Below are 25217 nucleotides of genomic sequence, written 5' to 3'. Positions count from 1 at the left end.
AAAGGTCTTACAAGACTGTAAAATGAAAAAAGATTTTAATTTAATCGCAACTGCTGCAGCGGGTCTCGAGGCTGTCGTTGGACGTGAGGTGCGAGAACTAGGCTATGATTGCCAGGTTGAAAATGGTCGTGTCCGTTTCCAAGGAGATGTGAAGGCAATCATCGAGACCAATCTTTGGCTTCGTGCAGCGGATCGCATCAAGATTGTAGTCGGAAGTTTTCCAGCTAAGACTTTTGAAGAGCTTTTTCAAGGTGTTTTTGCTCTAGATTGGGAAAACTATCTTCCGCTTGGGGCGCGGTTCCCTATCTCAAAGGCCAAATGTGTGAAGTCTAAACTCCACAACGAGCCCAGTGTTCAGGCTATTTCTAAGAAGGCTGTTGTAAAGAAATTACAAAAACACTATGCCCGTCCAGAAGGAGTTCCCTTGATGGAAACTGGTCCCGAGTTTAAGATTGAGGTATCTATCCTGAAAGATGTGGCAACTGTCATGATTGACACGACAGGTTCTAGCCTTTTTAAACGTGGTTATCGTACGGAAAAGGGTGGGGCGCCAATCAAGGAAAATATGGCAGCGGCCATTTTACAACTCTCTAACTGGTATCCAGACAAGCCCTTGATTGATCCGACCTGTGGGTCAGGAACTTTCTGTATCGAGGCGACTATGATTGCAAGAAAAATGGCACCAGGACTTCGCCGTTCCTTTGCTTTTGAGGAATGGAACTGGGTCAGCGATCGGTTAATCCAAGAAGTTCGCACAGAGGCGGCTAAGAAAATGGATCGTGAACTTGAGCTGGACATTATGGGCTGTGATATTGATGCTCGCATGGTGGAGATTGCCAAGGCAAATGCTCAAGCAGCAGGTGTCGCAGGTGACATCACCTTTAAGCAAATGCGGGTACAGGACTTGCGCACAGACAAGATTAATGGCGTTATCATTTCCAATCCACCATATGGGGAACGTTTGTCTGATGATGCAGGAGTTACCAAGCTCTATGCTGAGATGGGACAGATCTTTGCACCACTGAAAACGTGGAGTAAGTTTATCCTGACGAGTGACGAAGCTTTTGAAAGCAAGTACGGAAGTCCAGCTGATAAAAAGCGAAAACTCTATAACGGGACCTTAAAAGTGGATTTGTATCAATACTTTGGTCAGCGTGTCAAACGCCAAGAGGTAAAATAGAAAGGTGAACTCATGAGTAAGAAAAGACGTGATCGTCATAAAAAAGGACATCAAGAACCCAAATTTGACTTTGATGAAGCAAAAGATTTGACTGTTGGTCAAGTCATTCGTAAGAATGAAGAGGTGGAGGCTGGAGTATTGCCTGAGGACAATATCTTAGACAAATACATCAAACAGCACCGTGAGGAAATCGAAGCTGACAAGTTTGAAACTCGTCAGTTTAAAAAAGAAGAACTGGCTTCTACTCAAAACCTAGAGGAAATGATCCAAGAAGTTCGTGAATCAAGTGAATCTTCTGATCAGGTAGACGATTCAGACCTGGTTTCCGAGGAATCTATTGAAGAGATAGAAAATGAAGAGACTACTCAGTTTGTTACACCACTTCAAGATGAAGAAAGTGCTGAAATAGAGCCTCTCGTTTTAACAGAAACAGAGCCCAAGGAAATAAATGAGGAACAAGAAGAGGAGATTTATACACCTCTATCACGTTCGGCTCAAACAGAACCTGAAACAGGCTCTAAGAAGAAAGGTGTCATCATCATTGCTTCTGTAGTAGCTGCAATCCTTGTGCTTGCTGGAACATATTATGTCTACCGACAAGTGTCTCGTTCAAACCAAGAAATCCAGTCTTCTCAAGCAGCCTCTTCGGATGATCAAGGAACACAAACAGCTTTGAAAGACTTCAATGATCTCTATGATACTTTCTATACAGATGCTAATAAGACAGCTCTGAAAAACAGCCAGTTTGATAAATTGAGCCAATTGAAAACCTTGCTAGATAAGTTAGAAGGTAGCCGTGATTATACACTAGCTAAGTCAAGATATGATAGCCTAGCAACTCAAATCAAGGCCATTCAAGATGTTAATGCCCTCTTTGAAAGTCCAGCTATTACGGACGGTGTCTTGGATACCAATGCGAAAGCCAAAGCGGATGCTAAATTTACAGAAATCAAGACAGGGAACACAGAATTAGACAAACTCTTGGATAAGGCCATTAGTCTTGGAAAGAGCCAACAAACCAGTGCTTCCAACTCAAGTTCAAGCTCTAGCACGAGTCAAGCAAGCTCAAGTTCAGCTACAGAAAGCAATGCAAGCAGTACGACCCCTTCAACAAGCACCACGGCACCAGCTAGAGACACGAATGGTGGTTTGTCTGGCGATGGGGTTAATCTTCAAAGAAGTGCTAGTCGTGTACCTTACAACCAATCAGCTGTAGACGATAGCAACAACCCTGCTTGGACCTTTGCGGATGGTGTATTGGAACAAGTCCTAGCAACATCACGTGCTCGTGGCTATATCACTGGAAATCAATATATCCTAGAACGTGTCAATATTGTAAACGGAAATGGTTATTACAACCTCTACAAACCAGATGGAACCTATCTCTTCACCCTCAACTGTAAGACTGGTTACTTTGTAGGGAATGGTTCTGGTCATGCAGATGACTTGGACTACTAGGAGACCGTTACAAAATTCTTTCCTTTCATAGGTAAAAATGATAAAATAAAACATATTAAACAAGAGGAGTGTCACATGACAAAAGCTAACTTTGGTGTCGTAGGTATGGCCGTTATGGGTCGTAACCTTGCCCTAAATATCGAATCTCGTGGCTATACAGTTGCCATTTACAACCGTAGTAAAGAAAAAACAGAAGATGTCATTGCTTGCCATCCTGAAAAGAACTTTGTACCAAGCTATGACGTGGAAAGCTTTGTAAACTCAATCGAAAAACCTCGTCGTATCATGCTCATGGTTCAAGCTGGACCTGGTACAGACGCAACTATCCAAGCCCTTCTTCCCCACCTTGACAAGGGTGATATCTTGATTGACGGAGGAAACACTTTCTACAAAGATACCATCCGTCGTAACGAAGAGTTGGCTAACTCAGGTATCAACTTTATCGGTACTGGGGTTTCTGGTGGTGAAAAAGGTGCCCTTGAAGGGCCTTCTATCATGCCAGGTGGACAAAAAGAAGCCTACGAATTGGTTGCTGATGTTCTCGAAGAAATCTCAGCTAAAGCACCAGAAGATGGCAAACCATGTGTGACTTACATCGGTCCTGATGGAGCTGGTCACTATGTGAAAATGGTCCACAACGGTATCGAGTATGGTGACATGCAATTGATCGCAGAAAGCTACGACCTCATGCAACACTTGCTTGGCCTTTCTGCAGAAGACATGGCAGAAATTTTTACTGAGTGGAACAAGGGTGAGTTGGACAGCTACTTGATCGAAATCACAGCTGATATCTTGAGCCGTAAAGATGATGAAGGTCAAGATGGACCAATCGTAGACTATATCCTTGATGCTGCAGGCAACAAGGGAACTGGTAAATGGACTAGCCAATCATCACTTGACCTTGGTGTGCCATTGTCACTGATCACTGAGTCAGTATTTGCGCGTTACATCTCTACATACAAAGAAGAGCGTGTACATGCTAGCAAGGTGCTTCCAAAACCAGCTACTTTCAAATTTGAAGGAGACAAGGCTGAGTTGATTGAAAAGATCCGTCAAGCCCTTTACTTCTCAAAAATCATCTCATACGCACAAGGTTTTGCTCAATTGCGTGTGGCTTCTAAAGAAAATAACTGGAACTTGCCATTTGCGGACATCGCATCTATCTGGCGTGATGGCTGTATCATCCGTTCTCGTTTCTTGCAAAAGATCACAGATGCCTACAACCGTGATGCAGACCTTGCAAACCTTCTCTTGGATGAATACTTCTTGGATGTCACTGCCAAGTACCAACAAGCAGTGCGTGATATCGTAGCTCTTGCTGTTCAAGCTGGTGTACCAGTACCAACCTTCTCAGCAGCTATTACTTACTTTGATAGCTACCGTTCAGCTGACCTTCCTGCTAACTTGATCCAAGCGCAACGTGACTACTTTGGTGCCCACACTTACCAACGTAAAGACAAAGAAGGAACATTCCACTACTCTTGGTATGACGAAAAATAAGTAGGTCTGCCATGGGGAAACGGATTTTATTACTTGAGAAAGAACGAAATCTCGCTCATTTTCTCAGTCTGGAACTCCAAAAAGAGCAATACCGTGTTGATCTGGTCGAGGAGGGGCAAAAAGCCCTCTCCATGGCTCTCCAGACAGATTATGACTTGATTTTACTGAATGCTCGTCTGGGGGATATGACGGCCCAGGATTTTGCAGAGAGGCTGAGTCGAACAAAACCAGCCTCAGTGATCATGGTCTTGGACCATCGCGAAGAATTGCAAGATCAGATTGAGACAATCCAGCGCTTCGCCGTTTCTTACATCTATAAGCCAGTGATTATTGATCAGCTGGTGGCTCGTATTTCAGCGATTTTCCGAGGTCGGGACTTTATTGACCAACACTGTAGTCAGATGAAGGTCCCAACGTCTTACCGCAATTTGCGTATGGATGTAGAACATCATACCGTTTATCGTGGCGAGGAGATGATTGCTCTGACGCGCCGTGAGTATGACCTTTTGGCCACTCTCATGGGAAGCAAGAAGGTCTTGACTCGTGAGCAGTTGTTGGAAAGTGTTTGGAAGTACGAAAGTGCGACAGAAACCAATATCGTGGATGTTTATATCCGTTATCTACGTAGCAAGCTTGATGTAAAAGGTCAAAAAAGCTACATTAAAACCGTGCGTGGTGTTGGGTACACCATGCAAGAATAGAAAAGCAGTTGCAGTTGTGTAACTGCTTTTTTTGAGAAGTTTCTATATATTGACATACAATAAAGTCTTTGCTACAATCAGTTATGGAGGAAAGATCTAATGAAAAAATTTAAAATAATGATGCAAGTTGGACTGACAGTCTTTTTCTTTGCTTTGTTAGCGACAAGTGCAGTATTGGCGGATGATGCTGATTCAGAAGGTTGGCAATTTGTCCAAGAAAATGGTAGAACCTACTATAAAAAGGGGGACCTCAAAGAAAAGGCCTGGAGAGTGATTGATGGTAAATACTATTATTTTGATCATGTATCAGGTGAGATGGTTGTTGGATGGCAGTATATTCCCATGCCAGATAAAGGTAGTACCATTGGTCCTTACCCAAATGGTATCAGATTAGAATATATGCCAATGTCAAGATGGTACTACTTTAATCAAGATGGCGTACTACAAGAGTTTGTTGGTAAGCAAGTTTTAGAAGCAAAAACTGCTACAAATACCAACAAACATCATGGGGAACAATATGATAGTCCAGCAGAGAAACGAGTCTATTATTTTGAAGATCAGCGTAGCTATCACACTTTAAAAACTGGTTGGATTTCTGACGAAGGGCATTGGTATTATTTACAGGAGGATGGTGGCTTTGATTCTCGCATCAACAGATTGACTGTTGGGGAGATAGCACGTGGTTGGATCAAGGCTTATCCTCTAACCTATGATGAAGAGAAGCTAAAAGCGGCTCCATGGTACTACTTGGATCCAACAACTGGGATTATGCAAACAGGTTGGAAATATCTTGGCAATAAGTGGTACTACCTCCGTTCATCAGGAGCTATGACAACTGGCTGGTATCAGGAAGGCTCAACTTGGTACTATTTAGATGCTGAAAATGGCGATATGAAAACAGGCTGGCAATATCTTGGTAACAAGTGGTACTATCTCCGTTCATCAGGAGCTATGGCGATTGGCTGGTATCAGGAAGGTTCGACTTGGTATTATCTACATACAAGTAATGGCGATATGAAGACTGGTTGGTTCCAGGTCAATGGCAAATGGTACTATGCTTACAGCTCAGGTGCTTTAGCAGTGAATACGACCGTAGAAGGCTATTTTGTCAACTATAATGGCGAATGGGTTCAATAAGGAAAGAGGCGATTGTGAAGGAAACAATCGCTTTTTTTGTGAAAATATAATAAAATAGATAGGAAAGAATAAATACTTGTATGAAAAATGAGACGGCTTTTTCGTCTAGCAAAAGGAAAAAATGACAAAAAAAGTTGGTGTCGGTCAGGCACATAGCAAGATTATTTTAATAGGAGAGCATGCGGTCGTTTACGGTTATCCTGCTATCTCCCTGCCTCTTTTGGAGGTGGAGGTGACTTGTAAGGTAGTTCCTGCAGCGAGTCCTTGGCGCCTCTATGAGGAGGATACCTTGTCTATGGCGGTGTATGCCTCGCTTGAGCATCTAAATATCAAGGATGCTTGCATTCGCTGTGTGATTGACTCGGCTATCCCTGAAAAACGAGGGATGGGTTCGTCTGCGGCTATCAGCATAGCGGCCATTCGAGCTGTTTTTGACTACTATCAAGCCGAACTGCCTCATCATGTATTGGAAATCTTGGTCAATCGGGCTGAGATGATTGCCCATATGAATCCGAGCGGGTTGGATGCCAAGACCTGTCTCAGTGACCAGCCTATTCGCTTTATCAAGAACCTTGGATTTACAGAGCTTAAGATGGATCTATCCGCTTATTTGGTCATTGCAGATACGGGCGTGTATGGTCACACTCGTGAAGCTATCCAAGTAGTTCAAAGCAAGGGGAAGGATGCCCTACCGTTTTTGCATGCCCTGGGAGAATTGACCCAGCAGGCAGAAGAGGCAATTAGACGAAAAGATGCTGAGGGACTGGGACAAATCCTCAGTCAAGCGCATTTACATTTAAAAGAAATTGGTGTCAGCAGCCCTGAGGCAGACTCCCTCGTTGAAACGGCTCTTAGCCATGGTGCTCTAGGTGCCAAGATGAGTGGTGGTGGACTAGGGGGCTGTATTCTCGCCTTGGTAGCCAATCTGGATCAAGCGCAAGAACTAGCAAAACGATTAGAAGAGAAAGGAGCTGTTCAGACATGGATCGAAAGCCTGTAACAGTACGTTCCTACGCAAATATTGCCATTATCAAATATTGGGGAAAGAAAAAAGAAAAAGAGATGGTTCCTGCTACTAGCAGTATCTCTCTGACTTTGGAAAATATGTACACAGAGACGACTTTGTCGCCTCTACCGACGGATGCGACTGCTGATACCTTTTATATCAATGGTCAGCTTCAGAGTGAGGCTGAGCATGCCAAGATGAGCAAAATCATCAACCGTTACCGTCCAGAAGGTGAGGGATTTGTCCGTATCGATACCCAAAACAACATGCCGACTGCGGCTGGCTTGTCATCCAGTTCTAGTGGTTTGTCCGCCTTGGTCAAGGCTTGCAATGCTTATTTCCAGCTTGGTTTGAATCGGAGCCAGTTGGCGCAGGAGGCTAAGTTTGCCTCAGGGTCGTCCTCTCGCAGTTTTTATGGACCGTTAGGTGCCTGGGATAAGGATAGCGGGGAAATTTACCCTGTAGAAACAGACTTGAAACTAGCTATGATTATGTTAGTGCTGGAGGACAAGAAAAAACCAATCTCTAGCCGTGATGGGATGAAACTCTGTGTGGAAACCTCGACGACTTTTGATGATTGGGTTCGCCAGTCTGAGAAGGATTATCAGGATATGCTGGTTTATCTCAAAGAGAATGATTTTGCTAAGGTTGGGGAATTAACGGAGAAAAATGCCCTAGCCATGCACGCTACGACCAAGACTGCTAGTCCAGCCTTTTCTTATCTAACGGATGCTTCCTATGAAGCCATGGACTTTGTTCGCCAGCTTCGTGAGCAAGGTGAAGCCTGTTACTTTACCATGGATGCCGGTCCCAATGTCAAGGTCCTCTGTCAAGAGAAAGATTTGGATCATCTATCTGAAATCTTTGGTCAACGTTACCGCCTGATTGTGTCAAAAACAAAGGATTTGAGCCAAGATGATTGCTGTTAAAACTTGCGGGAAACTCTATTGGGCAGGTGAGTATGCTATTTTAGAGCCAGGGCAGTTAGCCTTGATAAAGGCTATTCCCATCTATATGAAGGCTGAGATTGCTTTTTCTGAGAACTATCGTATCTACTCAGACATGTTTGATTTCGCAGTGGACTTGACGCCAAATCCTGACTACGGCTTGATTCAGGAAACGATTGCTCTAGTGGAAGATTTCCTCGTTTATCGTGGGCAAGCCTTGCGACCTTTTTCCTTGGCAATCCGTGGCAAAATGGAACGAGAAGGGAAAAAGTTTGGTCTAGGCTCTAGCGGTAGTGTTGTTGTCTTGGTGATCAAGGCCCTGCTGGCTCTATATGATATTACGGTTGATCAGGATTTCTTGTTCAAGCTGGCTAGCGCGGTCTTACTCAAGCGAGGAGACAATGGTTCTATGGGAGACCTTGCCTGTATTGTGGCAGAGGATTTGGTTCTCTACCAATCTTTTGATCGAAAGAAGATAGCTACTTGGTTGGAAGAAGAAAGCTTGGCAACAGTTTTGGAGCGTGATTGGGGCTTTTCTATCTCACACGTACAACCTGCCCTAGAATGTGATTTCCTAGTGGGATGGACCAAGCAAGTGGCTGTATCGAGTCAAATGGTTCAGCAAATCAAGCAAAACATCAATCAGAATTTTTTAACTTCCTCAAAAGCAACGGTGTCTGCTTTGGTAGAAGCCTTGGAGCAGGGGAATGCAGAAAAAATTATCGAGCAGGTGGAAACAGCTAGTCGACTTTTAGAAGGCTTGAGCGCAGATATTTACACACCTTCGCTGAGACAGTTGAAAGAAGCCAGTCAAGATTTGCAGGCTGTTGCCAAGAGTAGTGGCGCTGGTGGTGGTGACTGTGGGATTGCCTTGAGTTTTGATGAGCAATCAACTGAAACCTTAAAAAATCGTTGGGCCGATCTGGGGATTGAGCTCTTATACCAAGAAAGGATAGGACATGACGACAAATCGTAAGGATGAGCATATCCGATATGCCCTTGAGCAAAAAAGCTCCTATAATAGCTTTGATGAGGTTGAGTTAATCCACTCCTCGCTACCGCTCTATGACCTAGATGAGATTGATTTGTCTACAGAATTTGCAGGTCGAAAGTGGGACTTTCCTTTTTATATCAATGCCATGACGGGTGGAAGCGATAAGGGGAGAGAAATCAATCAAAAGCTGGCTCAGGTGGCAGAAGCCTGTGGGATTTTGTTTGTGACGGGCTCTTATAGCGCAGCCCTCAAAGATCCAACAGATGACTCTTTTTCTGTCAAGACTAGCCATCCAAATCTCCTTCTTGGAACCAATATTGGCTTGGACAAGCCTGTTGAGTTAGGACTTCAGACTGTAGAAGCGATGAATCCTCCCCTCCTGCAAGTGCATGTTAATGTCATGCAGGAATTGCTCATGCCAGAGGGAGAAAGAAAGTTTCGAAGCTGGCAATCGCATCTAGCAGATTATAGCAAGCGTATCCCTGTTCCAATCGTTTTAAAGGAAGTGGGCTTTGGGATGGATGTGAAGACCATTGAGAGAGCCTATAATCTGGGTGTTCGAACGGTTGACCTGTCAGGTCGTGGTGGCACCAGCTTTGCCTATATCGAAAACCGTCGCAGTGGCCAGCGTGATTACCTCAATCAATGGGGCCAGTCTACTATGCAAGCCCTTCTCAATGCCCAAGACTGGAAAGACAAGGTCGAACTCTTGGTCAGTGGAGGGGTTCGTAACCCACTGGATATGATTAAGTGCTTGGTCTTTGGAGCCAAGGCTGTGGGACTGTCACGTACCGTTCTGGAATTGGTTGAAACCTACACAGTTGAAGAAGTGATTGGCATTGTCCAAGGCTGGAAAGAAGACCTGCGTTTGATCATGTGTGCCCTTAATTGTGCCACCATAGCGGATCTACAAAACGTAGACTATATTCTTTATGGCAAACTAAAAGAAGCAAAAGATCAGATGTAGAGAGGTCGGGACAAGAATCCCGCCCTTTTTTGTAGCCTTTTGTCAACTGTGGTGGGCTGAAAGAACCTAGTTTGTTGGAGCGATTTCTGTCCTATCTCCTTTTTCCATCCTCAGACCGAGGTGACTTTTTTGAATTGTGATAAAATAGAAAAGAGAGGATGCATCTATGAAAAAATTTCAAATCTTTTTATTTATTGAAGCCTGTCTATTGACGGGAGCTCTGATTTTGATGGTATCAGAGCATTTTTCGCGTTTTCTGCTGATTCTATTCCTCTTTTTGCTCTTGCTTCGTTATTATACAGGTAAAGAGGGCAACAACGTTTTCCTCCTTGTGGCGACCATTCTTTTCTTTTTCATCGTCATGCTCAATCCCTTTGTGATTTTAGCCATCTTTGTGGCAGTTATCTATAGTCTCTTTCTTCTTTATCCAATGATGAATCAAGAAAAAGAGGAGACCGACTTGGTCTTTGAAGAGGTGGTGACGGTAAAAAATGAACGCAATCCTTGGTTTGGCAATCTCCATCATTTCTCTAGTCACCAGACCTGCCAATTTGACGATATCAACCTCTTTCGCCTCATGGGCAAGGACACCATTCATTTGGAAAGAGTTATCCTAACCAATCATGACAATGTCATTATCCTTAGAAAGATGGTGGGAACGACTAGGATTATCGTACCTGTAGATGTGGAAATCAGCCTCAGTGTTAACTGTCTTCATGGAGATTTAACCTTCCTTCATCAACCTAAGCGAGCCCTCCGTAATGAACACTATCATCAGGAAACCAGAGACTACCTCAAGAGTAACAAGAGTGTCAAGATTTTCCTAACTACTATGGTTGGCGATGTGGAGGTGGTCAGAGGATGAAAAAGCAATCGTACCTATTAATCGGCCTGACTTCTCTCCTTTTTATCCTCTTTTTAACCAATAGTCTGCTTGATATTTTAAATCTTGATTGGTCCTATTTGCTACAGGATATCGAGAAAACAGAGAAACTCATCTTCTTGATTTTGGTCTTTAGCCTTTCCATGACCTTCTTTTTTGTCCTTTTTTGGCGCGTGATGGAAGAAATTTCTCGCAGAAAAATGCAAGTCAATCTCAAGCGACTGCTAGCAGGAAAAGAGGTGGTTGCCTTTGCAGATCCAGACTTGAATGCCAGTTTCCAATCCTTGTCTGGCAAGCTCAACCTCTTGACAGAAGCTGTTCAAAAGGCTGAAAATCAAAGCCTGGTCAAGGAAGAAGCAATCATCGAGAAAGAACGGAAGCGGATAGCACGTGACTTACATGATACAGTTAGTCAGGAGTTGTTTGCAGCCCATATGATTTTATCAGGTGTCAGTCAGCAGGCTTTGAAGCTGGATAGAGAAAAGATGCAGACCCAGTTGCAAAGTGTCGCGGCCATCCTAGAGACAGCCCAAAAGGATTTGCGGGTCTTGCTCCTACATTTGCGACCAGTTGAGTTGGAAGAGAAGAGTTTGGTTGAGGGGATTCAAATCCTCTTAAAAGAGCTTGAGGACAAGAGTGATCTCAAGGTTAGTCTCAAGCAAAATGTGTCTAAATTGCCCAAGAAGATTGAAGAACATATCTTCCGTATTTTGCAGGAGTTGATCAGCAATACCCTCCGCCATGCCCAGGCATCTTGCCTAGATGTCTACCTCTATCAGACAGATGTTGAATTGCAGCTGAAGGTGGTGGACAATGGTATTGGTTTCCAGTTGGGGAGTTTAGACGACTTGAGTTATGGACTGCGAAATATCAAGGAGCGAGTCGAAGATATGGCAGGAACGGTTCAACTCTTGACAGCTCCCAAACAAGGACTGGCGGTTGATATCCGTATTCCCCTGCTAGATAAGGAATGATAAAGGAGTAGAGATGAAAATTTTACTTGTAGATGACCATGAAATGGTTCGATTGGGCTTGAAAAGCTATTTTGATCTCCAAGACGATGTGGAAGTTGTGGGCGAGGCTGCCAATGGGGCTCAAGGTATTGACTTGGCCTTGAAACTGCGTCCAGATGTCATTGTCATGGATATCGTCATGCCTGAGATGAATGGGATTGACGCGACCTTAGCCATCCTCAAAGAATGGCCTGAAGCCAAGATTTTGATTGTAACTTCTTACTTGGACAATGAAAAAATCATGCCAGTCTTGAATGCGGGTGCCAAAGGTTATATGCTCAAGACTTCTAGTGCAGACGAACTGCTCCATGCCGTTCGTAAGGTGGCTGCTGGAGAGCTGGCTATTGAACAAGAGGTCAGCAAGAAAGTCGAATACCACCGCAATCATATGGAACTTCATGAAGAATTGACTGCGCGTGAGCGAGATGTACTTCAACTCATCGCCAAGGGCTACGAAAATCAGCGCATTGCAGATGAACTCTTTATCTCTCTCAAGACGGTCAAGACCCATGTGTCCAATATCCTTGCCAAACTTGAGGTCAGCGATCGCACCCAGGCGGCGGTCTATGCCTTTCAGCACCACTTGGTCGGGCAGGAGGACTTTTAGATGAGTCTTGAAGATTTACTTGTGGAGCTAGAAGCAGCAAAAGACCCTGAAAAAGCAGGGCCTATGGAAGCCTATATGCGCCATCAATTTCCCTTTCTAGGTATTGCTGGTCCTGAAAGAAATGCCCTCTACAGAAAATACTTTCCAAGTGCGAAAAAAACAAAGCTGATCGATTGGGATTTTGTAGATACTTGCTGGGAAAAGGATGCTAGAGAATACCAGTATGTGGCTGCTAACTATTTGAAAGCCATGCAGTTTTATCTAACGAAGGACGATTTGCCTGAGCTTGAGCGTCTGGTCGTGACCAAGTCTTGGTGGGACACGGTAGATATCCTAGATCGAGTAGTAGGAAGTTTGGTGGCTAACCATCCGGAACTTGAAGAAGTGCTTTTAAAATGGAGCCTATCAGACAATATCTGGTTGAGACGTGTGGCTATTGATCATCAGTTGTTAAGGAAAGAGAAAACAAATGTCCAACTAATGGAAAAGATCCTACTCAATAATCTGGACCAGACAGAATTTTTTATCAACAAAGCCATCGGCTGGGCTCTAAGAGACTACTCTAAAACCAATCCCGAATGGGTAGCACGTTTTATTGAAAAAAATAAGAAGAGAATGGCTGAACTTAGTATCAGGGAAGCGAGCAAGTACCTCTAGCACTATTGAAAAGCGCATTCATTACTTGAAAAAAGTCGCTATTATATGGTATAATGGACTGTATTAAAAATTTTAAGGAGAAATGACAGAATGTCTGTATCATTTGAAAACAAAGAAACAAACCGTGGTGTCTTGACTTTCACTATCTCTCAAGACCAAATCAAACCAGAATTGGACCGTGTATTTAACTCAGTAAAGAAAACTCTTAACGTTCCAGGTTTCCGTAAAGGTCACCTTCCACGCCCTATCTTCGACCAAAAATTTGGTGAAGAAGCTCTTTATCAAGATGCAATGAACGCACTTTTGCCAAACGCTTATGAAGCTGCAGTAAAAGAAGCTGGTCTTGAAGTGGTTGCTCAACCAAAAATTGACGTGACTTCAATGGAAAAAGGTCAAGACTGGGTTATCACAGCTGAAGTCGTGACAAAACCTGAAGTAAAATTGGGCGACTACAAAAACCTTGAAGTATCAGTAGATGTAGAAAAAGAAGTAACTGACGCTGACGTTGAAGAACGTATCGAACGCGAACGCAACAACTTGGCTGAATTGGTTATCAAAGAAGGCGCTGCTGAAAATGGCGACACTGTTGTGATTGACTTCGTTGGTTCTATCGATGGTGTTGAATTTGACGGTGGAAAAGGTGAAAACTTCTCACTTGGACTTGGATCAGGTCAATTCATCCCTGGTTTCGAAGACCAATTGGTAGGTCACTCAGCTGGCGAAACTGTTGATGTTATCGTAACATTCCCAGAAGACTACCAAGCAGAAGACCTTGCAGGTAAAGAAGCTAAATTCGTGACAACTATTCACGAAGTAAAAGCTAAAGAAGTTCCAGCTCTTGACGATGAACTTGCAAAAGACATCGACGAAGAAGTGGAAACTCTTGACGAATTGAAAGAAAAATACCGCAAAGAATTGACTGCTGCGAAAGAAGAAGCATACAAAGATGCCGTTGAAGGCGCAGCAATCGATAAAGCTGTAGAAAACGCTGAAATCGTAGAACTTCCAGAAGAAATGATCCACGAAGAAGTTCACCGTTCAGTAAATGAATTCCTTGGAAACTTGCAACGCCAAGGGATCAACCCTGACATGTACTTCCAAATCACTGGAACTACTCAAGAAGACCTTCACAAACAATACGAAGCAGAAGCTGAGTCACGTACGAAGACTAACCTTGTTATCGAAGCAGTTGCCAAAGCTGAAGGATTTGACGCTTCAGAAGAAGAAATCCAAAAAGAAATTAAGCAATTGGCAGCAGACTACAACATGGAAGTTGCACAAGTACAAAACTTACTTTCAGCTGACATGTTGAAACACGATATCACTATCAAAAAAGCTGTTGAATTGATCACAAGCACTGCAACAGTTAAATAATCTTAAAAGAGAAAAAGCCCACCTGACTAGGTGGGCTTTCTGCTGCACTATTTTCCAAAAATCTCTTTGAGATCTGTATCTGTAATCCCGATCATAGCGGGGATGCTAGACCAGTTTTCCTCGGTGAGGATGTGGGATTGTTCAGAGTCACTTGCTGTGGCAGTTTCAGAGAAGGCTTGTTTACTTTCTTCAATATTTTCAATTAAATCACTGAAACGCTCAATCAGATAGGTCTTGCGAGCAGTCCCGATATGCTTAACTGCATAGTCAAAGGCCTGTAATTCACCTAGTAAGATAAGTTTGCTTTTGGCGCGTGTAATGGCTGTGTAGATGAGATTTCGCTCCAGCATGCGCTTGCTAGCACTGGTGATGGGTAGGATGACAACAGGAAACTCACTTCCCTGAGACTTATGAACACTCATGGCATAGGCTAGTCGAATTTTGTACCATTCATTACGTGGGTAGACGACTTCATTGCCATCAAAATCAATGACAATCTCGTCTTGTTTGGACTCGGTGTATTTTCCAGGAATCAGGTCTGTGATGTAGCCTAGGTCTCCGTTAAAGACATTGACTTCAGCGTCGTTGACTAGGTGAATAACCTTGTCCCCTGTTCGATAGTGACACTGAGTTGCTTCAAAGCTAACTTGCCCCTTTTGCTGAGGATTGAGCAGGTCTTGCATGAGTTGGTTGATGGCATCAATACCAGCAGTTCCTCGATACATAGGCGCTAGCACCTGAATATCGCGAGCCGGAATGCCACTTCTGAGGGCAGCACCAAGAATTTTCTCAATCGTAGCGGGGATATGGTTGCTTGCAATTTCAAAATAAGAGCGGTCTGCCTTTTTCTGAGTAAAGTCTGCTGGCAAGATTCCCTTTCGAATTTGACTAGCCAAGGTAACGATAGTTGATTCTTCGCTCTGACGGTAAATCCGTTCCAAGCGAGTCTGCGGAATCAGGGATATCTGGAGCAGGTCGGCCAGAACTTGTCCAGGACTGACAGAAGGCAACTGGTCACTGTCTCCCACGATGAGGATTTTACTGTTAGAGGAGATATTGGAGAAGAGTTGGTTGGCTAGCCAAGTATCCACCATGGAAAACTCATCTACAATGATAAAATCGGCATCCAGATAATCTTCCAGATGACTGGTATCATCGTCTCCCGTCATCCCCAAATGACGGTGTATGGTCGCGCTAGGCAAACCTGTTAATTCATTCATGCGCCGAGCCGCTCGACCAGTTGGAGCAGCAAGAAGGATAGGCAGATTGCTTTTTTTCCTGAGATCAAGCCCTTCTAAAAGGGCATAAACAGCGATAATTCCATTGATAACAGTCGTCTTACCTGTACCAGGTCCACCTGTCAGGATAAAGACCTTGTTCTGGATAGCGTCGCAGATAGCCTGTTTTTGAATGCTATCGTACTGAATCCCCAGTTCTTGCTCGACAGTAGAGATATGCTTGTGAATGGTTTCCAAATCCTGATTTTTCTGCTTTTCTTTTTCAAGGATATGAACCAAGTGGCTACGGATGCCTTCCTCAGCGAAAAAGAGGCTATTATCAAAGATTTTAGTGTCAATCTGCTGAACCTTGTCTTCTTCAATCAGATGAGATAATTCCTGAGCGACTTGGCTGGGATCGAGTTCCACGGGACGGGAAGATTCGAGGAGAGTCAGGGTTTGTTCCAGCAAGTCTCGGGCTTCCATATAGGTATCGCCTGTATCCATACAACCTTGAAAGAGACTATGGACAAGGCCAGCACGGAAGCGCTCGGGAGCTTGGCTTTCGATACCTAGTTCGGCAGCTAATTGGTCAGCAATGGTAAAGCCCAAACCCTTGATATCCTCAACCAGTTGATAGGGATAATTTTCGACAATATCCAGCGTTTCTTCCTTGTAAAAGTCTTGAATCTGAAAGGCTAGTTTATTGGGAATGCCGTAGTTGGCCAGTTTTGCCAAAACCATCTCTGTCCCATAGTTGAGACGGAGGGTGGAGACAAAAGTCTCACGGTTTTTGGCAGAGAGTCCAGCAATGCTTTCCAGTTTTTCAGGATGCTCCAGAATTTCGTCTATGGTATTTTCGCCATAGGTATCAACGATTTTCTGGGCAGTCTTGAGACCGATTCCCTTAAAATGACTGCTGGAGAAATACTTGACCAAACCCTTGCTAGTGGGTTTTGCTCTTTCATAACGACTGATTTGTAGCTGTTCACCATACTTGGAGTGCTGAACGATTTGCCCCCAAAAGGTATAGTCTTCGCCCTCAATCACATCAGCCATGGTTCCTGTAACGATGATTTCAAAATCGTCAAAGTCCTCCGCATTGGTATCTTCGATATCTAGGAGGAGGATGCGATAGAAATTACTGACGTTTTCAAAAATAATGCGTTCAATGGTGCCTGAAAAATAAACTTCCATAGGTTTCCTTTACATGAGTTAATGAGAGTTGGACCTTAGCTTCTTTCAACAAGCTAGGAGACTAAAAGTCCTTCTTCTTGCAATAGAAAAAGAGACTGAGACTTAGCATTCTCGGCCTCTTCCTTATCTTAAAAAGTTCCGATACGGTTAAGTGGCCAGAAACGGAATTTTGCTTCACCTTTTATATCGCTGGCCTTGAAGGTACCGACATGACGGCTGTCGCTAGAGACTAGACGATCGTCACCAAGGAGAAGGTATTCGCCTTGAGGGACAGTATAGCTGAAGCTGGTATTGGAATTGATATCGACTGTAAAGGCCTGTGCCTTTTGAGCAAGTTCTCTAAAGTAAACTCCCTTATTGCCTTCAAATCCTTTTCCAGTATAGGTGTTCTGCAACTTTTCTGTTTTGAACAAGTTGAGGTACTCAGCTAGGTAAGGTTCATTCGTTTCTTCACCGTTGATAAAGAGTTTGTCATTTTCGTAGCGGATGGTATCTCCGGGCATACCGATGACCCTTTTGACAATGTCTTTATTTCCTTCTTCCTCATGCGCAACCACAATGTCGAAGCGGTCAATTGGGAGGTGTTTAACAACGAAGAGAACTTCTCCGTCGGCTAGGGTAGGGTCCATCGAGTGTCCTTCCACGCGGACATTGCTCCAAAGGAAAATGCGGCTAAGGCCTACCAGCGCGATAATCAGGAAGAAAACTCCCCATTCTTTTAGAAATGATTTAAACGAATTCATGATTTACCTTTCTAGAAGTGCTTTGGCTTTTTCAGTGTTTTTAAAATGCAGTTTGGCACAGAAATGAAGTCCTTTCATTCCATAGGCCTGAAGGATTTTACTAGCAACCTTATCTGATGCAGTTCCAGCGCCACTTGGCAGTTGATAGCCCAGTTCTCGTCCCAGATTTTCTAGATTTTCAAGAAAGAGATCACGAGCGATGATGGAGCTAACCGCAACAGCCAGGTATTTGCCCTCAGCTTTTTCTTCCAAAGTGATCTTATTTGGGAAACGGTTGGCTTCTTGCGCCAAGTACTTATCATAGTTTTTTGGACTTGTAAAAGCATCAATCACGATTTTCTCTGGCTGGACCCCTTTTTGAAGCAGGAGAAAGATAGCCTGGTTGTGAAGGGCAACCTTTACAGAAACAGCATTGTAACGCTCTCCGATAACTTCGTTGTACTTGCTCGGTGAGAGAAGTAGTGCTTGATGTGGAATCTTTTCCTTGAGGATAGGGGCAATCTGACGAATCTTTTGGTCGGTCAGAGTCTTAGAATCCCCCACACCGAGTTTTCGTAGGAAGTCATACTGGTCAGGTGTCACGAAGGAAGCCACGACAGCTAGTCCGCCAAAGTAGGAACCATTTCCCACCTCATCAGTCCCAATCATAGGAAAATCTTGTCCACTGTTTTCTTGTTGAACCTCATAGCCAAAGAAACTGGCGTACTGCTCAGCAGCTTCGCCCTGGAGGAGAACTTTTCCTGAGGTATAGACGGAAACTGTTGCCTGAGGCAGTCGCAAAAAATAGCGGATATAGGGATTTTTACTAGGACTGAGAGCCTTCTGATACTGACTTAAAAAGCTCTGAATTTCCTGTTCACTTGGTGTGAGTGTGATACTTGCCATAGTCTCTATTGTACCACAAAAGCAGGAGAATTGGTAAAAACTGACAAAGTTAGCGAAATTTGGTATAATATCGTGAGGTGAATTTTATGGCAAATCTAAATCGATATAAGTTTACATTCGGGAAAAAGACATTAACCTTGACAACCGAGCATGACAACCTCTTTATGGAGGAAATTGCCAAGGTTGCGACTGAAAAATACCAAGCAATTAAAGAACAAATGCCTGGGGCGGATGATGAGATCATTGCGCTTCTTTTGGCGGTCAACTGTCTGTCTACACAACTCAACCGTGAAATTGAATTTGATGACAAGGAGCAAGAGTTGTTAGAACTCCGCCACAAGTTGATTGCTGTCAAACAAGAACAGAGCAAGATTGAGGACTCCCTATGATTTCAATCCTACTCTTATTGGTTCTGGCTTGGGGCTTTTACATCGGCTACCGTAGAGGTTTGGTGCTGCAAAGTTATTATTTCCTCGTTGCAGTGATTTCAGCCTTTGTTGCGGGACAGTTTTATAAATCGCTGGGAGATCACTTCCACTTGCTTGTCCCTTATGCCAATCCTCAGGAAGGACAGGGCACCTTTTTCTTCCCTTCAGACCAGCTGTTTCACCTAGACAAGGTCTTTTATGCGGGTCTCGCCTACCTTCTAGTTTTCGGAATTTGTTACAGTATCGGACGTTTTATCGGTTTGTTCCTACACTTGATTCCAACTAAAAAGCTCGATGTCAAATGGTTGCGTATCGGAGCAGGCCTTTTGTCGCTATTAGTAACCTTATTTGTCTTGCAAATGGCTCTGACCATTCTCGCAACAGTGCCTCTAGCAGTCATTCAAAATTCACTCGAAAAAAGTATAGTAGCCAAAAACATCATCCAAAGTGTCCCTTTTACGACAAACTTTATCAAACAACTCTGGGTGACAAATTTAATCGGATAAAAAGGGCGGGATTTTTCCTAGCCCTTTGTTTACAGATTGGAGGACTAGGTCAAAACCTCTAGTTGCTATGATCTTGTAAACTAGCATACAAGGAAAGAATATGAATACAAAAATACTAGAAACCTTAGAATTTAATAAAATCAAAGCCTTGTTTGAACCGCATCTTTTGACAGAACAAGGACTAGAGGAGTTAAAAGGCTTAGCTCCAACTGCCAAGGCGGATAAGATTAAACAAGCCTTTACAGAGATGGAGGAAATGCAAGCCCTATTTGTGGAGCAACCTCACTTTACCATCCTAGCGACGCGTGAGATATCAGCTGTTTGCAAGCGTCTGGAGATGGGGGCGGACCTCAATATCGAGGAATTTCTACTCCTCAAACGGGTCTTACTTGCTAGCAGAGAGTTGCAAAGTTTTTATGCCAATCTTGAAAATGTACGCTTGGAGCAGTTGGCGAGATGGTTTGAAAAACTGCATGATTTTCCACACTTGCAAGGGAGTCTCCAAGCCCTAAATGACGCAGGATTTATCGAGAATTTCGCCAGCGAAGAACTAGCACGCATTCGTCGAAAAATTCATGATAGCGAGAGTCAGGTCCGAGATGTCTTGCAAGACTTGCTCAAGCAAAAAGCGCAGATGTTGACCGAAGGGATAATTGCTAGCAGAAATGGTCGTCAAGTCTTACCAGTCAAGAACACCTATCGCAATAAGATTGCAGGTGTTGTTCATGACATCTCTGCTAGTGGAAACACAGTCTATATCGAGCCACGTGAGGTCGTGAAACTGAGCGAAGAAATCGCTAGTCTGCGAGCAGATGAGCGTTATGAGATGATTCGCATCTTGCAAGAACTATCGGAACGGGTTCGTCCTCATGCTGCTGAGATTGCTAATGACGCTTGGATTATCGGCCATCTGGATCTGATTCGTGCCAAGGTGCGTTTCATCCAAGAAAGACAAGCAGTTGTTCCTCAACTTTCAGAGAATCAAGAGATTCAACTCCTTCATGTTCGCCATCCTTTGGTCAAAAATGCTGTCGCAAACGATGTACACTTTGGTAAGGAATTAACGGCCATTGTCATTACAGGTCCCAATACTGGTGGGAAGACCATCATGCTCAAAACTCTGGGCTTGACTCAACTCATGGCCCAGTCAGGCTTGCCCATTTTAGCTGATAAGGGGAGCCGTGTCGGTATTTTCGAAGAAATCTTCGCAGATATTGGAGATGAGCAGTCTATCGAGCAAAGCTTGTCTACCTTCTCCAGTCACATGACCAATATCGTAGATATTCTTGGCAAGGTCAACCAACATTCACTCTTACTCTTGGATGAGTTGGGGGCTGGTACAGATCCTCAAGAGGGAGCCGCCCTTGCTATGGCTATTCTGGAGGATCTTCGTCTACGTCAGGTTAAGACCATGGCGACGACCCACTATCCAGAACTCAAGGCCTACGGTATTGAGACAGCCTTTGTGCAAAATGCCAGCATGGAGTTTGATACAGCCAGTCTGCGTCCGACCTATCGCTTTATGCAGGGCGTTCCTGGTCGAAGCAATGCCTTTGAAATTGCCAAACGCCTAGGACTGTCAGATGTCATCGTCGGGGATGCCAGTCAGCAGGTCAACCAAGATAATGACGTCAACCGCATCATTGAGCAATTGGAAGAGCAGACATTGGAAAGCCGCAAACGCTTGGACAATATCCGAGAGGTGGAGCAAGAAAACCTCAAGATGAACCGAGCACTCAAAAAACTTTACAACGAGCTCAATCGTGAAAAGGAAACTGAGCTTAACAAGGCGCGTGAACAAGCTGCAGAGATTGTGGAACTAGCGCTAAGTGAGAGTGACCAAATCCTGAAAAACCTCCACAGTAAGTCTCAACTCAAACCCCACGAAATCATTGAAGCCAAGGCTGAGCTGAAAAAACTAGCCCCTGAAAAAGTCGACTTGTCTAAAAACAAGGTCCTTCAAAAAGCCAAGAAAAAACGAGCTCCGAAGGTGGGAGATGATATCGTGGTTCTCAGTTATGGTCAAAGAGGAACCTTGACCGATCAGCTTAAGGACGGCCGCTGGGAAGCCCAAGTTGGCTTGATCAAGATGACCTTGGAAGAGAAAGAATTTGACCTTGTTCAGGCCCAACAAGAAGCCCCAGTCAAGAAAAAACAAGTCAATGTCGTCAAACGTGCTTCTGGTCATGGTCCGCAAGCGAGACTGGATCTCCGAGGCAAACGGTACGAAGAGGCCATGAATGAGCTAGATGCCTTTATCGACCAAGCTCTGCTCAATAACATGGCGCAAGTCGACATCATCCATGGTATCGGAACGGGAGTCATCCGTGAGGGTGTCACCAAATACCTACAAAGAAACAAGCATGTTAAAACTTTCGGCTATGCTCCACAAAATGCTGGCGGTAGTGGCGCAACCATTGTGACCTTTAAAGGTTAAAAAAGAGTACTTCTCTTTTTTTGAAAAAGAAGTGAAAATCCATCTTTTTTCAAATAATATATTGACAAAAACTAACTTTTCTTGTAAAATAATAAAAAATTAAATACCAACACCGAATGAAGTTTAATAGAAGTGGAGAAAGGTTTGTTTTCCATGACTGTAAATGGACGGAACTCTGGAGAGACCGTAAAGGCACCGAAGGGGCAAGGCAGGAAACTGCTCAAACTCTCAGGTAAAAGGACAGAGCTAGGATAGACCGCTTTTTGGCATTTATCTAAGCATTCCAGAGTACATGTATCTTGCATGTGCTCTTTCTTTTGGGGTTGAAAGATAGGAGTAGGACATGTTAGAATTGCTAAAAGCGCTTGATGCTTTCGTTTGGGGACCTCCCCTCTTAATCTTATTGGTCGGAACGGGAATTTATCTGACCATCCGACTAGGGCTTTTGCAGGTGGCTCGTCTCCCTAAGGCCTTTCAGTTGATTTTTACCAAGGACAAGGGACATGGCGATGTGTCGAGCTTTGCAGCTCTTTGTACAGCTCTAGCTGCCACCGTTGGTACGGGAAATATCATCGGAGTTGCGACAGCCATTAAGGTTGGGGGACCAGGTGCCCTCTTTTGGATGTGGATGGCGGCCTTCTTTGGGATGGCGACCAAGTATGCCGAAGGCTTACTGGCCATCAAATACCGTACTAAGGATGCAAATGGAGCTGTAGCTGGAGGCCCCATGCACTACATCCTTTTGGGGATGGGAGAAAAGTGGCGTCCACTTGCTATCTTCTTTGCCCTAGCGGGTGTATTGGTGGCCCTTCTAGGGATTGGTACCTTTACCCAAGTCAATTCGATTACAGAATCCATTCAAAATACAGCCCAAGTTAATCCAGCTATCACAGCTCTGATTTTATCCATTTTTGTAGGGATTGCTGTCTTTGGTGGCCTCAAATCCATATCAAAAGTTTCGACAGCAGTTGTTCCTTTTATGGCTATTGTCTATATTTTAGGGACTCTTACAGTTATTCTCTTTAATATCGAGAAAATTCCAGCCACACTTGCACTCATCTTTACTTCAGCCTTTAGTCCAGTAGCTGCGGTAGGTGGTTTTGCAGGTGCCAGTATTCGGATGGCTATCCAAAATGGTGTGGCGCGAGGAGTCTTTTCTAATGAATCTGGTCTTGGTTCAGCTCCCATTGCAGCTGCTGCGGCTAAGACAAATGAACCAGTAGAGCAAGGCTTGATTTCCATGACAGGAACCTTTATTGATACGTTGATTATCTGTACTCTTACAGGTCTGACAATCTTAGTAACTGGTGTTTGGAGCGGAGATTTGAATGGAGTGGCCTTGACCCAGTCAGCCTTTTCAACAGTTTTTTCACACTTTGGACCTGCCCTCTTGACCATCTTCCTTGTACTCTTTGCCTTTACGACGATTCTCGGATGGAACTACTACGGAGAGCGCTGTTTTGAGTTTCTCTTTGGTGTTCGTTTTATCTGGCTCTATCGTGTAGTCTTTGTAGTCATGGTCTTGTTGGGAGGATTTATCGAGTTGGATATGGTTTGGATTATCGCAGACATCGTCAACGCCTTGATGGCTTTACCAAACTTGATTGCCCTCTTGGTCTTGTCGCCAGTCGTTATTTCCGAAACCAGAAAGTATTTTAAACACTAACCCAATCACACTTTTAGTGTGATTTTTTTCATTTCATAGACATTTCCTATCAAGGCGATTGAAAATATATATTATCCAAGGGGGAAATTCTATGATAGACTAAATAACAATAAAATGAAAAGAGGTTTCTTATGACAACATTTACCATCCACACAGTAGAATCAGCACCAGCAGAAGTGAAAGAAGTTCTTGAAACAGTACAAAAAGATAACAATGGCTATATTCCCAACCTAATCGGTCTCTTGGCCAACGCTCCTACCGCGCTTGAAGCCTACCGAACTGTCGGAGCCATCAACCGTCGCAATAGCCTGACACCAGTGGAACGCGAAGTAGTGCAAATCACAGCTGCCGTAACCAATGGTTGTGCTTTCTGCGTCGCAGGTCATACTGCTTTTTCAATCAAACAAATCCAGATGAATGATGATCTTCTCCAAGCCCTTCGCAACCGCACTCCGATTGAAACAGATCCTAAATTGGACACCCTAGCTAAGTTTACCTTGGCGGTCATCAATACCAAAGGGCGTGTAGGAGATGAAGCCCTTAGTGAATTTTTAGAAGCTGGCTACACGCAACAAAATGCCTTGGATGTGGTTCTCGGTGTTAGTCTTGCTAGCCTTTGCAACTATGCCAACAATCTAGCCAATACGCCTATTAACCCAGAATTACAACCTTATGCCTAGTTCGAATCAGAAAGAAAAAATGAAGACTGGATTGCTCAGTCTTCATTTTTCTATGCTATTTTAAGCGCTTTTATGCTATACTAATAATAACATGATTATTGGAGGCTCGGATGAAAAAGCTCCCCTTAGTATTCTCTGGCTGTTTATTAGGTTTAGCAGGTGCAGGAAATCTGATTGCAGATACTTTGCCTGTTCTGTCGCATTTATTGAGTCTGACTGGTTTAGTTTTGTGGATTTTCTTTCTGATTCTTCATCTTTTTAATTGGGAAGAAACCAAGAAAGAATTGACCAAGCCCCCTCTTTTATCTGGGATGGCCACCTTTCCCATGGCTGGGATGATTTTAGCGACCTATGTCTTTCGCGTATTCCCTGCTCTTCCTTTGGTAGCACAAGGAATCTGGTGGTTTTCATTTCTCTTGGATTTGGCGTTGATTGCTACTTTCACCATCAAATTTGCCTGTCCGGGTCGGAGGGTCAATGCGACTCCTAGCTGGACGGTGCTCTATGTGGGGATAGCAGTAGCTGCCTTGACCTATCCTCTGGTAGGCATTATCGAGATTGCCTATGCGACCTTGAGTTTTGGTTTTGTCTTGACCTTCTATCTCTATCCCCTTATTTATAGGGATTTAAAGAAAGATCCACTCCCAGTGGCCTTGCTTGGACAGGAAGGAATCTACTGTGCTCCCTTTTCTCTACTCTTGGCTTCCCTAGTTCGAGTTGGAGGAGCAAGCCTACCGACTTGGCTCTTGATCGTCATGATTTTGGCATCTCAGTCCTTCTTTTTCTTTGTTTTAACTCGCCTGCCCAATATTTTAAAACAAGGATTTCAACCAGCCTTCTCAGCCCTAACCTTCCCAACCATTATCACAGCTACTTCGCTCAAGATGGCTCAGGGAATTTTGAAACTTCCATTTCTGGATTATCTGGTATTGGCTGAAACCGTTATTTGCCTCACTATTTTATTCTTTGTCTTGGGTGCTTATCTGATTTGGTTACGAAAAAAGGTCTAGCTAGAAATAGCTAGGCCTTATTTT

General features: G+C 43.9%; 23 protein-coding genes and 1 riboswitch. Of the genes, 20 read left to right on the top strand and 3 right to left on the bottom strand.

Annotated elements, in window-relative coordinates; translation table 11 throughout:
- Positions 1-22 precede the first annotated feature (22 nt).
- The 14 genes from PCY17_RS03585 (at position 23) to tig (ending at position 14424) form a co-directional block, all read left to right on the top strand.
- Positions 23-1180, top strand: coding sequence for a class I SAM-dependent RNA methyltransferase (locus PCY17_RS03585; protein ID WP_301391855.1), 1158 nt, complete (start codon positions 23-25; stop codon positions 1178-1180).
- 12 nt (positions 1181-1192) lie between these two features.
- The gene (locus PCY17_RS03580) at positions 1193-2638 is read left to right on the top strand and encodes a cell division site-positioning protein MapZ family protein (protein ID WP_084877643.1); all 1446 of its coding nucleotides are present in this window, start codon (positions 1193-1195) and stop codon (positions 2636-2638) included.
- Between the two features lie 75 nt (positions 2639-2713).
- Positions 2714-4138: an NADP-dependent phosphogluconate dehydrogenase gene (gene gndA / locus PCY17_RS03575; RefSeq protein ID WP_050219820.1), complete on the top strand. Its 1425-nt coding sequence runs from the start codon at positions 2714-2716 to the stop codon at positions 4136-4138.
- Positions 4139-4149: 11 nt separating this feature from the next.
- A complete protein-coding gene (locus PCY17_RS03570) occupies positions 4150-4839 on the top strand; it encodes a response regulator transcription factor (protein ID WP_000518005.1) in 690 nt (229 codons plus the stop codon).
- Between the two features lie 99 nt (positions 4840-4938).
- Positions 4939-5976 (top strand): choline-binding protein CbpF, encoded by a 1038-nt coding sequence (gene cbpF, locus PCY17_RS03565; RefSeq protein WP_301391854.1) that lies wholly within the window; start codon positions 4939-4941, stop codon positions 5974-5976.
- A 121-nt stretch (positions 5977-6097) separates the two neighbouring features.
- On the top strand, positions 6098-6976 hold the full coding sequence (mvk, locus tag PCY17_RS03560) for a mevalonate kinase (protein WP_084944324.1): 879 nt from the start codon (positions 6098-6100) through the stop codon (positions 6974-6976).
- Positions 6958-7911: a diphosphomevalonate decarboxylase gene (gene mvaD, locus PCY17_RS03555; protein ID WP_084944325.1), complete on the top strand. Its 954-nt coding sequence runs from the start codon at positions 6958-6960 to the stop codon at positions 7909-7911. The genes mvk and mvaD overlap by 19 nt, the downstream gene beginning before the upstream one ends.
- Positions 7898-8905, top strand: coding sequence for a phosphomevalonate kinase (locus tag PCY17_RS03550; protein ID WP_084944326.1), 1008 nt, complete (start codon positions 7898-7900; stop codon positions 8903-8905). Before mvaD ends, PCY17_RS03550 begins: the two co-directional genes overlap by 14 nt.
- Positions 8889-9890 (top strand): type 2 isopentenyl-diphosphate Delta-isomerase, encoded by a 1002-nt coding sequence (gene fni / locus PCY17_RS03545; protein ID WP_084944327.1) that lies wholly within the window; start codon positions 8889-8891, stop codon positions 9888-9890. The genes PCY17_RS03550 and fni overlap by 17 nt, the downstream gene beginning before the upstream one ends.
- Positions 9891-10056: 166 nt before the next feature.
- Positions 10057-10755 (top strand): cell wall-active antibiotics response protein LiaF, encoded by a 699-nt coding sequence (liaF, locus tag PCY17_RS03540; protein ID WP_084944328.1) that lies wholly within the window; start codon positions 10057-10059, stop codon positions 10753-10755.
- Positions 10752-11747, top strand: a complete 996-nt coding sequence (locus PCY17_RS03535; protein WP_301391853.1) for a sensor histidine kinase — start codon at positions 10752-10754, stop codon at positions 11745-11747. The genes liaF and PCY17_RS03535 overlap by 4 nt, the downstream gene beginning before the upstream one ends.
- 13 nt (positions 11748-11760) lie before the next feature.
- Positions 11761-12393 carry a response regulator transcription factor gene (locus PCY17_RS03530; protein ID WP_000698407.1) on the top strand — a complete coding sequence of 211 codons (633 nt, stop codon included), beginning with the start codon at positions 11761-11763 and terminating at the stop codon, positions 12391-12393.
- On the top strand, positions 12394-13050 hold the full coding sequence (locus PCY17_RS03525; protein WP_084944330.1) for a DNA alkylation repair protein: 657 nt from the start codon (positions 12394-12396) through the stop codon (positions 13048-13050). It begins immediately after the preceding gene.
- A gap of 90 nt (positions 13051-13140) precedes the next feature.
- Positions 13141-14424, top strand: coding sequence for a trigger factor (gene tig, locus PCY17_RS03520; protein WP_301391852.1), 1284 nt, complete (start codon positions 13141-13143; stop codon positions 14422-14424).
- Between the two features lie 47 nt (positions 14425-14471).
- Here the strand turns inward: tig and PCY17_RS03515 are convergent, their stop codons facing one another.
- The 3 genes from PCY17_RS03515 to rnhC form a co-directional block, all read right to left on the bottom strand.
- The gene (locus PCY17_RS03515; RefSeq protein WP_084944332.1) at positions 14472-16838 is read right to left on the bottom strand and encodes an ATP-dependent RecD-like DNA helicase; all 2367 of its coding nucleotides are present in this window, start codon (positions 16836-16838) and stop codon (positions 14472-14474) included.
- A 128-nt stretch (positions 16839-16966) separates the two neighbouring features.
- Complete coding sequence (gene lepB / locus PCY17_RS03510) at positions 16967-17581, bottom strand: signal peptidase I (RefSeq protein ID WP_084944333.1); 615 nt, start codon at positions 17579-17581, stop codon at positions 16967-16969.
- 3 nt (positions 17582-17584) lie between these two features.
- A complete protein-coding gene (gene rnhC / locus PCY17_RS03505) occupies positions 17585-18466 on the bottom strand; it encodes a ribonuclease HIII (protein WP_223328446.1) in 882 nt (293 codons plus the stop codon).
- Between the two features lie 86 nt (positions 18467-18552).
- Between rnhC and PCY17_RS03500 the strand changes: the two genes are divergently transcribed.
- The 6 genes from PCY17_RS03500 to PCY17_RS03475 all read left to right on the top strand — a co-directional run bounded on the left by PCY17_RS03500 (position 18553) and on the right by PCY17_RS03475 (position 25193).
- On the top strand, positions 18553-18855 hold the full coding sequence (locus PCY17_RS03500) for a hypothetical protein (RefSeq protein WP_000002026.1): 303 nt from the start codon (positions 18553-18555) through the stop codon (positions 18853-18855).
- Positions 18852-19400: a CvpA family protein gene (locus PCY17_RS03495; RefSeq protein ID WP_084944335.1), complete on the top strand. Its 549-nt coding sequence runs from the start codon at positions 18852-18854 to the stop codon at positions 19398-19400. The genes PCY17_RS03500 and PCY17_RS03495 overlap by 4 nt, the downstream gene beginning before the upstream one ends.
- 100 nt (positions 19401-19500) lie before the next feature.
- Positions 19501-21837, top strand: coding sequence for an endonuclease MutS2 (locus PCY17_RS03490; protein WP_301391848.1), 2337 nt, complete (start codon positions 19501-19503; stop codon positions 21835-21837).
- 165 nt (positions 21838-22002) lie between these two features.
- Positions 22003-22091: riboswitch (glycine riboswitch) on the top strand.
- An 89-nt stretch (positions 22092-22180) separates the two neighbouring features.
- Positions 22181-23503 carry a sodium:alanine symporter family protein gene (locus tag PCY17_RS03485; protein WP_049478067.1) on the top strand — a complete coding sequence of 441 codons (1323 nt, stop codon included), beginning with the start codon at positions 22181-22183 and terminating at the stop codon, positions 23501-23503.
- A 131-nt stretch (positions 23504-23634) separates the two neighbouring features.
- Positions 23635-24183 carry a carboxymuconolactone decarboxylase family protein gene (locus PCY17_RS03480; RefSeq protein ID WP_025171447.1) on the top strand — a complete coding sequence of 183 codons (549 nt, stop codon included), beginning with the start codon at positions 23635-23637 and terminating at the stop codon, positions 24181-24183.
- Between the two features lie 110 nt (positions 24184-24293).
- A complete protein-coding gene (locus PCY17_RS03475) occupies positions 24294-25193 on the top strand; it encodes a TDT family transporter (protein WP_049478068.1) in 900 nt (299 codons plus the stop codon).
- Positions 25194-25217 lie beyond the last annotated feature (24 nt).

The organism is Streptococcus sp. SO2 (assembly GCF_030440025.1).
This window is presented reverse-complemented; position numbering and strand designations above follow the sequence as displayed.

Excerpts from the sequence above, each read along its gene's own strand:
- PCY17_RS03585 (WP_301391855.1), top strand. The coding sequence starts at position 23 with ATGAAAAAAGATTTTAATTTAATCGCAACTGCTGCAGCGGGTCTCGAG.
- PCY17_RS03580 (WP_084877643.1), top strand. The coding sequence starts at position 1,193 with ATGAGTAAGAAAAGACGTGATCGTCATAAAAAAGGACATCAAGAACCC.
- gndA (WP_050219820.1), top strand. The coding sequence starts at position 2,714 with ATGACAAAAGCTAACTTTGGTGTCGTAGGTATGGCCGTTATGGGTCGT.
- PCY17_RS03570 (WP_000518005.1), top strand. The coding sequence starts at position 4,150 with ATGGGGAAACGGATTTTATTACTTGAGAAAGAACGAAATCTCGCTCAT.
- cbpF (WP_301391854.1), top strand. The coding sequence starts at position 4,939 with ATGAAAAAATTTAAAATAATGATGCAAGTTGGACTGACAGTCTTTTTC.
- mvk (WP_084944324.1), top strand. The coding sequence starts at position 6,098 with ATGACAAAAAAAGTTGGTGTCGGTCAGGCACATAGCAAGATTATTTTA.
- mvaD (WP_084944325.1), top strand. The coding sequence starts at position 6,958 with ATGGATCGAAAGCCTGTAACAGTACGTTCCTACGCAAATATTGCCATT.
- PCY17_RS03550 (WP_084944326.1), top strand. The coding sequence starts at position 7,898 with ATGATTGCTGTTAAAACTTGCGGGAAACTCTATTGGGCAGGTGAGTAT.
- fni (WP_084944327.1), top strand. The coding sequence starts at position 8,889 with ATGACGACAAATCGTAAGGATGAGCATATCCGATATGCCCTTGAGCAA.
- liaF (WP_084944328.1), top strand. The coding sequence starts at position 10,057 with ATGAAAAAATTTCAAATCTTTTTATTTATTGAAGCCTGTCTATTGACG.
- PCY17_RS03535 (WP_301391853.1), top strand. The coding sequence starts at position 10,752 with ATGAAAAAGCAATCGTACCTATTAATCGGCCTGACTTCTCTCCTTTTT.
- PCY17_RS03530 (WP_000698407.1), top strand. The coding sequence starts at position 11,761 with ATGAAAATTTTACTTGTAGATGACCATGAAATGGTTCGATTGGGCTTG.
- PCY17_RS03525 (WP_084944330.1), top strand. The coding sequence starts at position 12,394 with ATGAGTCTTGAAGATTTACTTGTGGAGCTAGAAGCAGCAAAAGACCCT.
- tig (WP_301391852.1), top strand. The coding sequence starts at position 13,141 with ATGTCTGTATCATTTGAAAACAAAGAAACAAACCGTGGTGTCTTGACT.
- PCY17_RS03515 (WP_084944332.1), bottom strand. The coding sequence starts at position 16,838 with ATGGAAGTTTATTTTTCAGGCACCATTGAACGCATTATTTTTGAAAAC.
- lepB (WP_084944333.1), bottom strand. The coding sequence starts at position 17,581 with ATGAATTCGTTTAAATCATTTCTAAAAGAATGGGGAGTTTTCTTCCTG.
- rnhC (WP_223328446.1), bottom strand. The coding sequence starts at position 18,466 with ATGGCAAGTATCACACTCACACCAAGTGAACAGGAAATTCAGAGCTTT.
- PCY17_RS03500 (WP_000002026.1), top strand. The coding sequence starts at position 18,553 with ATGGCAAATCTAAATCGATATAAGTTTACATTCGGGAAAAAGACATTA.
- PCY17_RS03495 (WP_084944335.1), top strand. The coding sequence starts at position 18,852 with ATGATTTCAATCCTACTCTTATTGGTTCTGGCTTGGGGCTTTTACATC.
- PCY17_RS03490 (WP_301391848.1), top strand. The coding sequence starts at position 19,501 with ATGAATACAAAAATACTAGAAACCTTAGAATTTAATAAAATCAAAGCC.
- PCY17_RS03485 (WP_049478067.1), top strand. The coding sequence starts at position 22,181 with ATGTTAGAATTGCTAAAAGCGCTTGATGCTTTCGTTTGGGGACCTCCC.
- PCY17_RS03480 (WP_025171447.1), top strand. The coding sequence starts at position 23,635 with ATGACAACATTTACCATCCACACAGTAGAATCAGCACCAGCAGAAGTG.
- PCY17_RS03475 (WP_049478068.1), top strand. The coding sequence starts at position 24,294 with ATGAAAAAGCTCCCCTTAGTATTCTCTGGCTGTTTATTAGGTTTAGCA.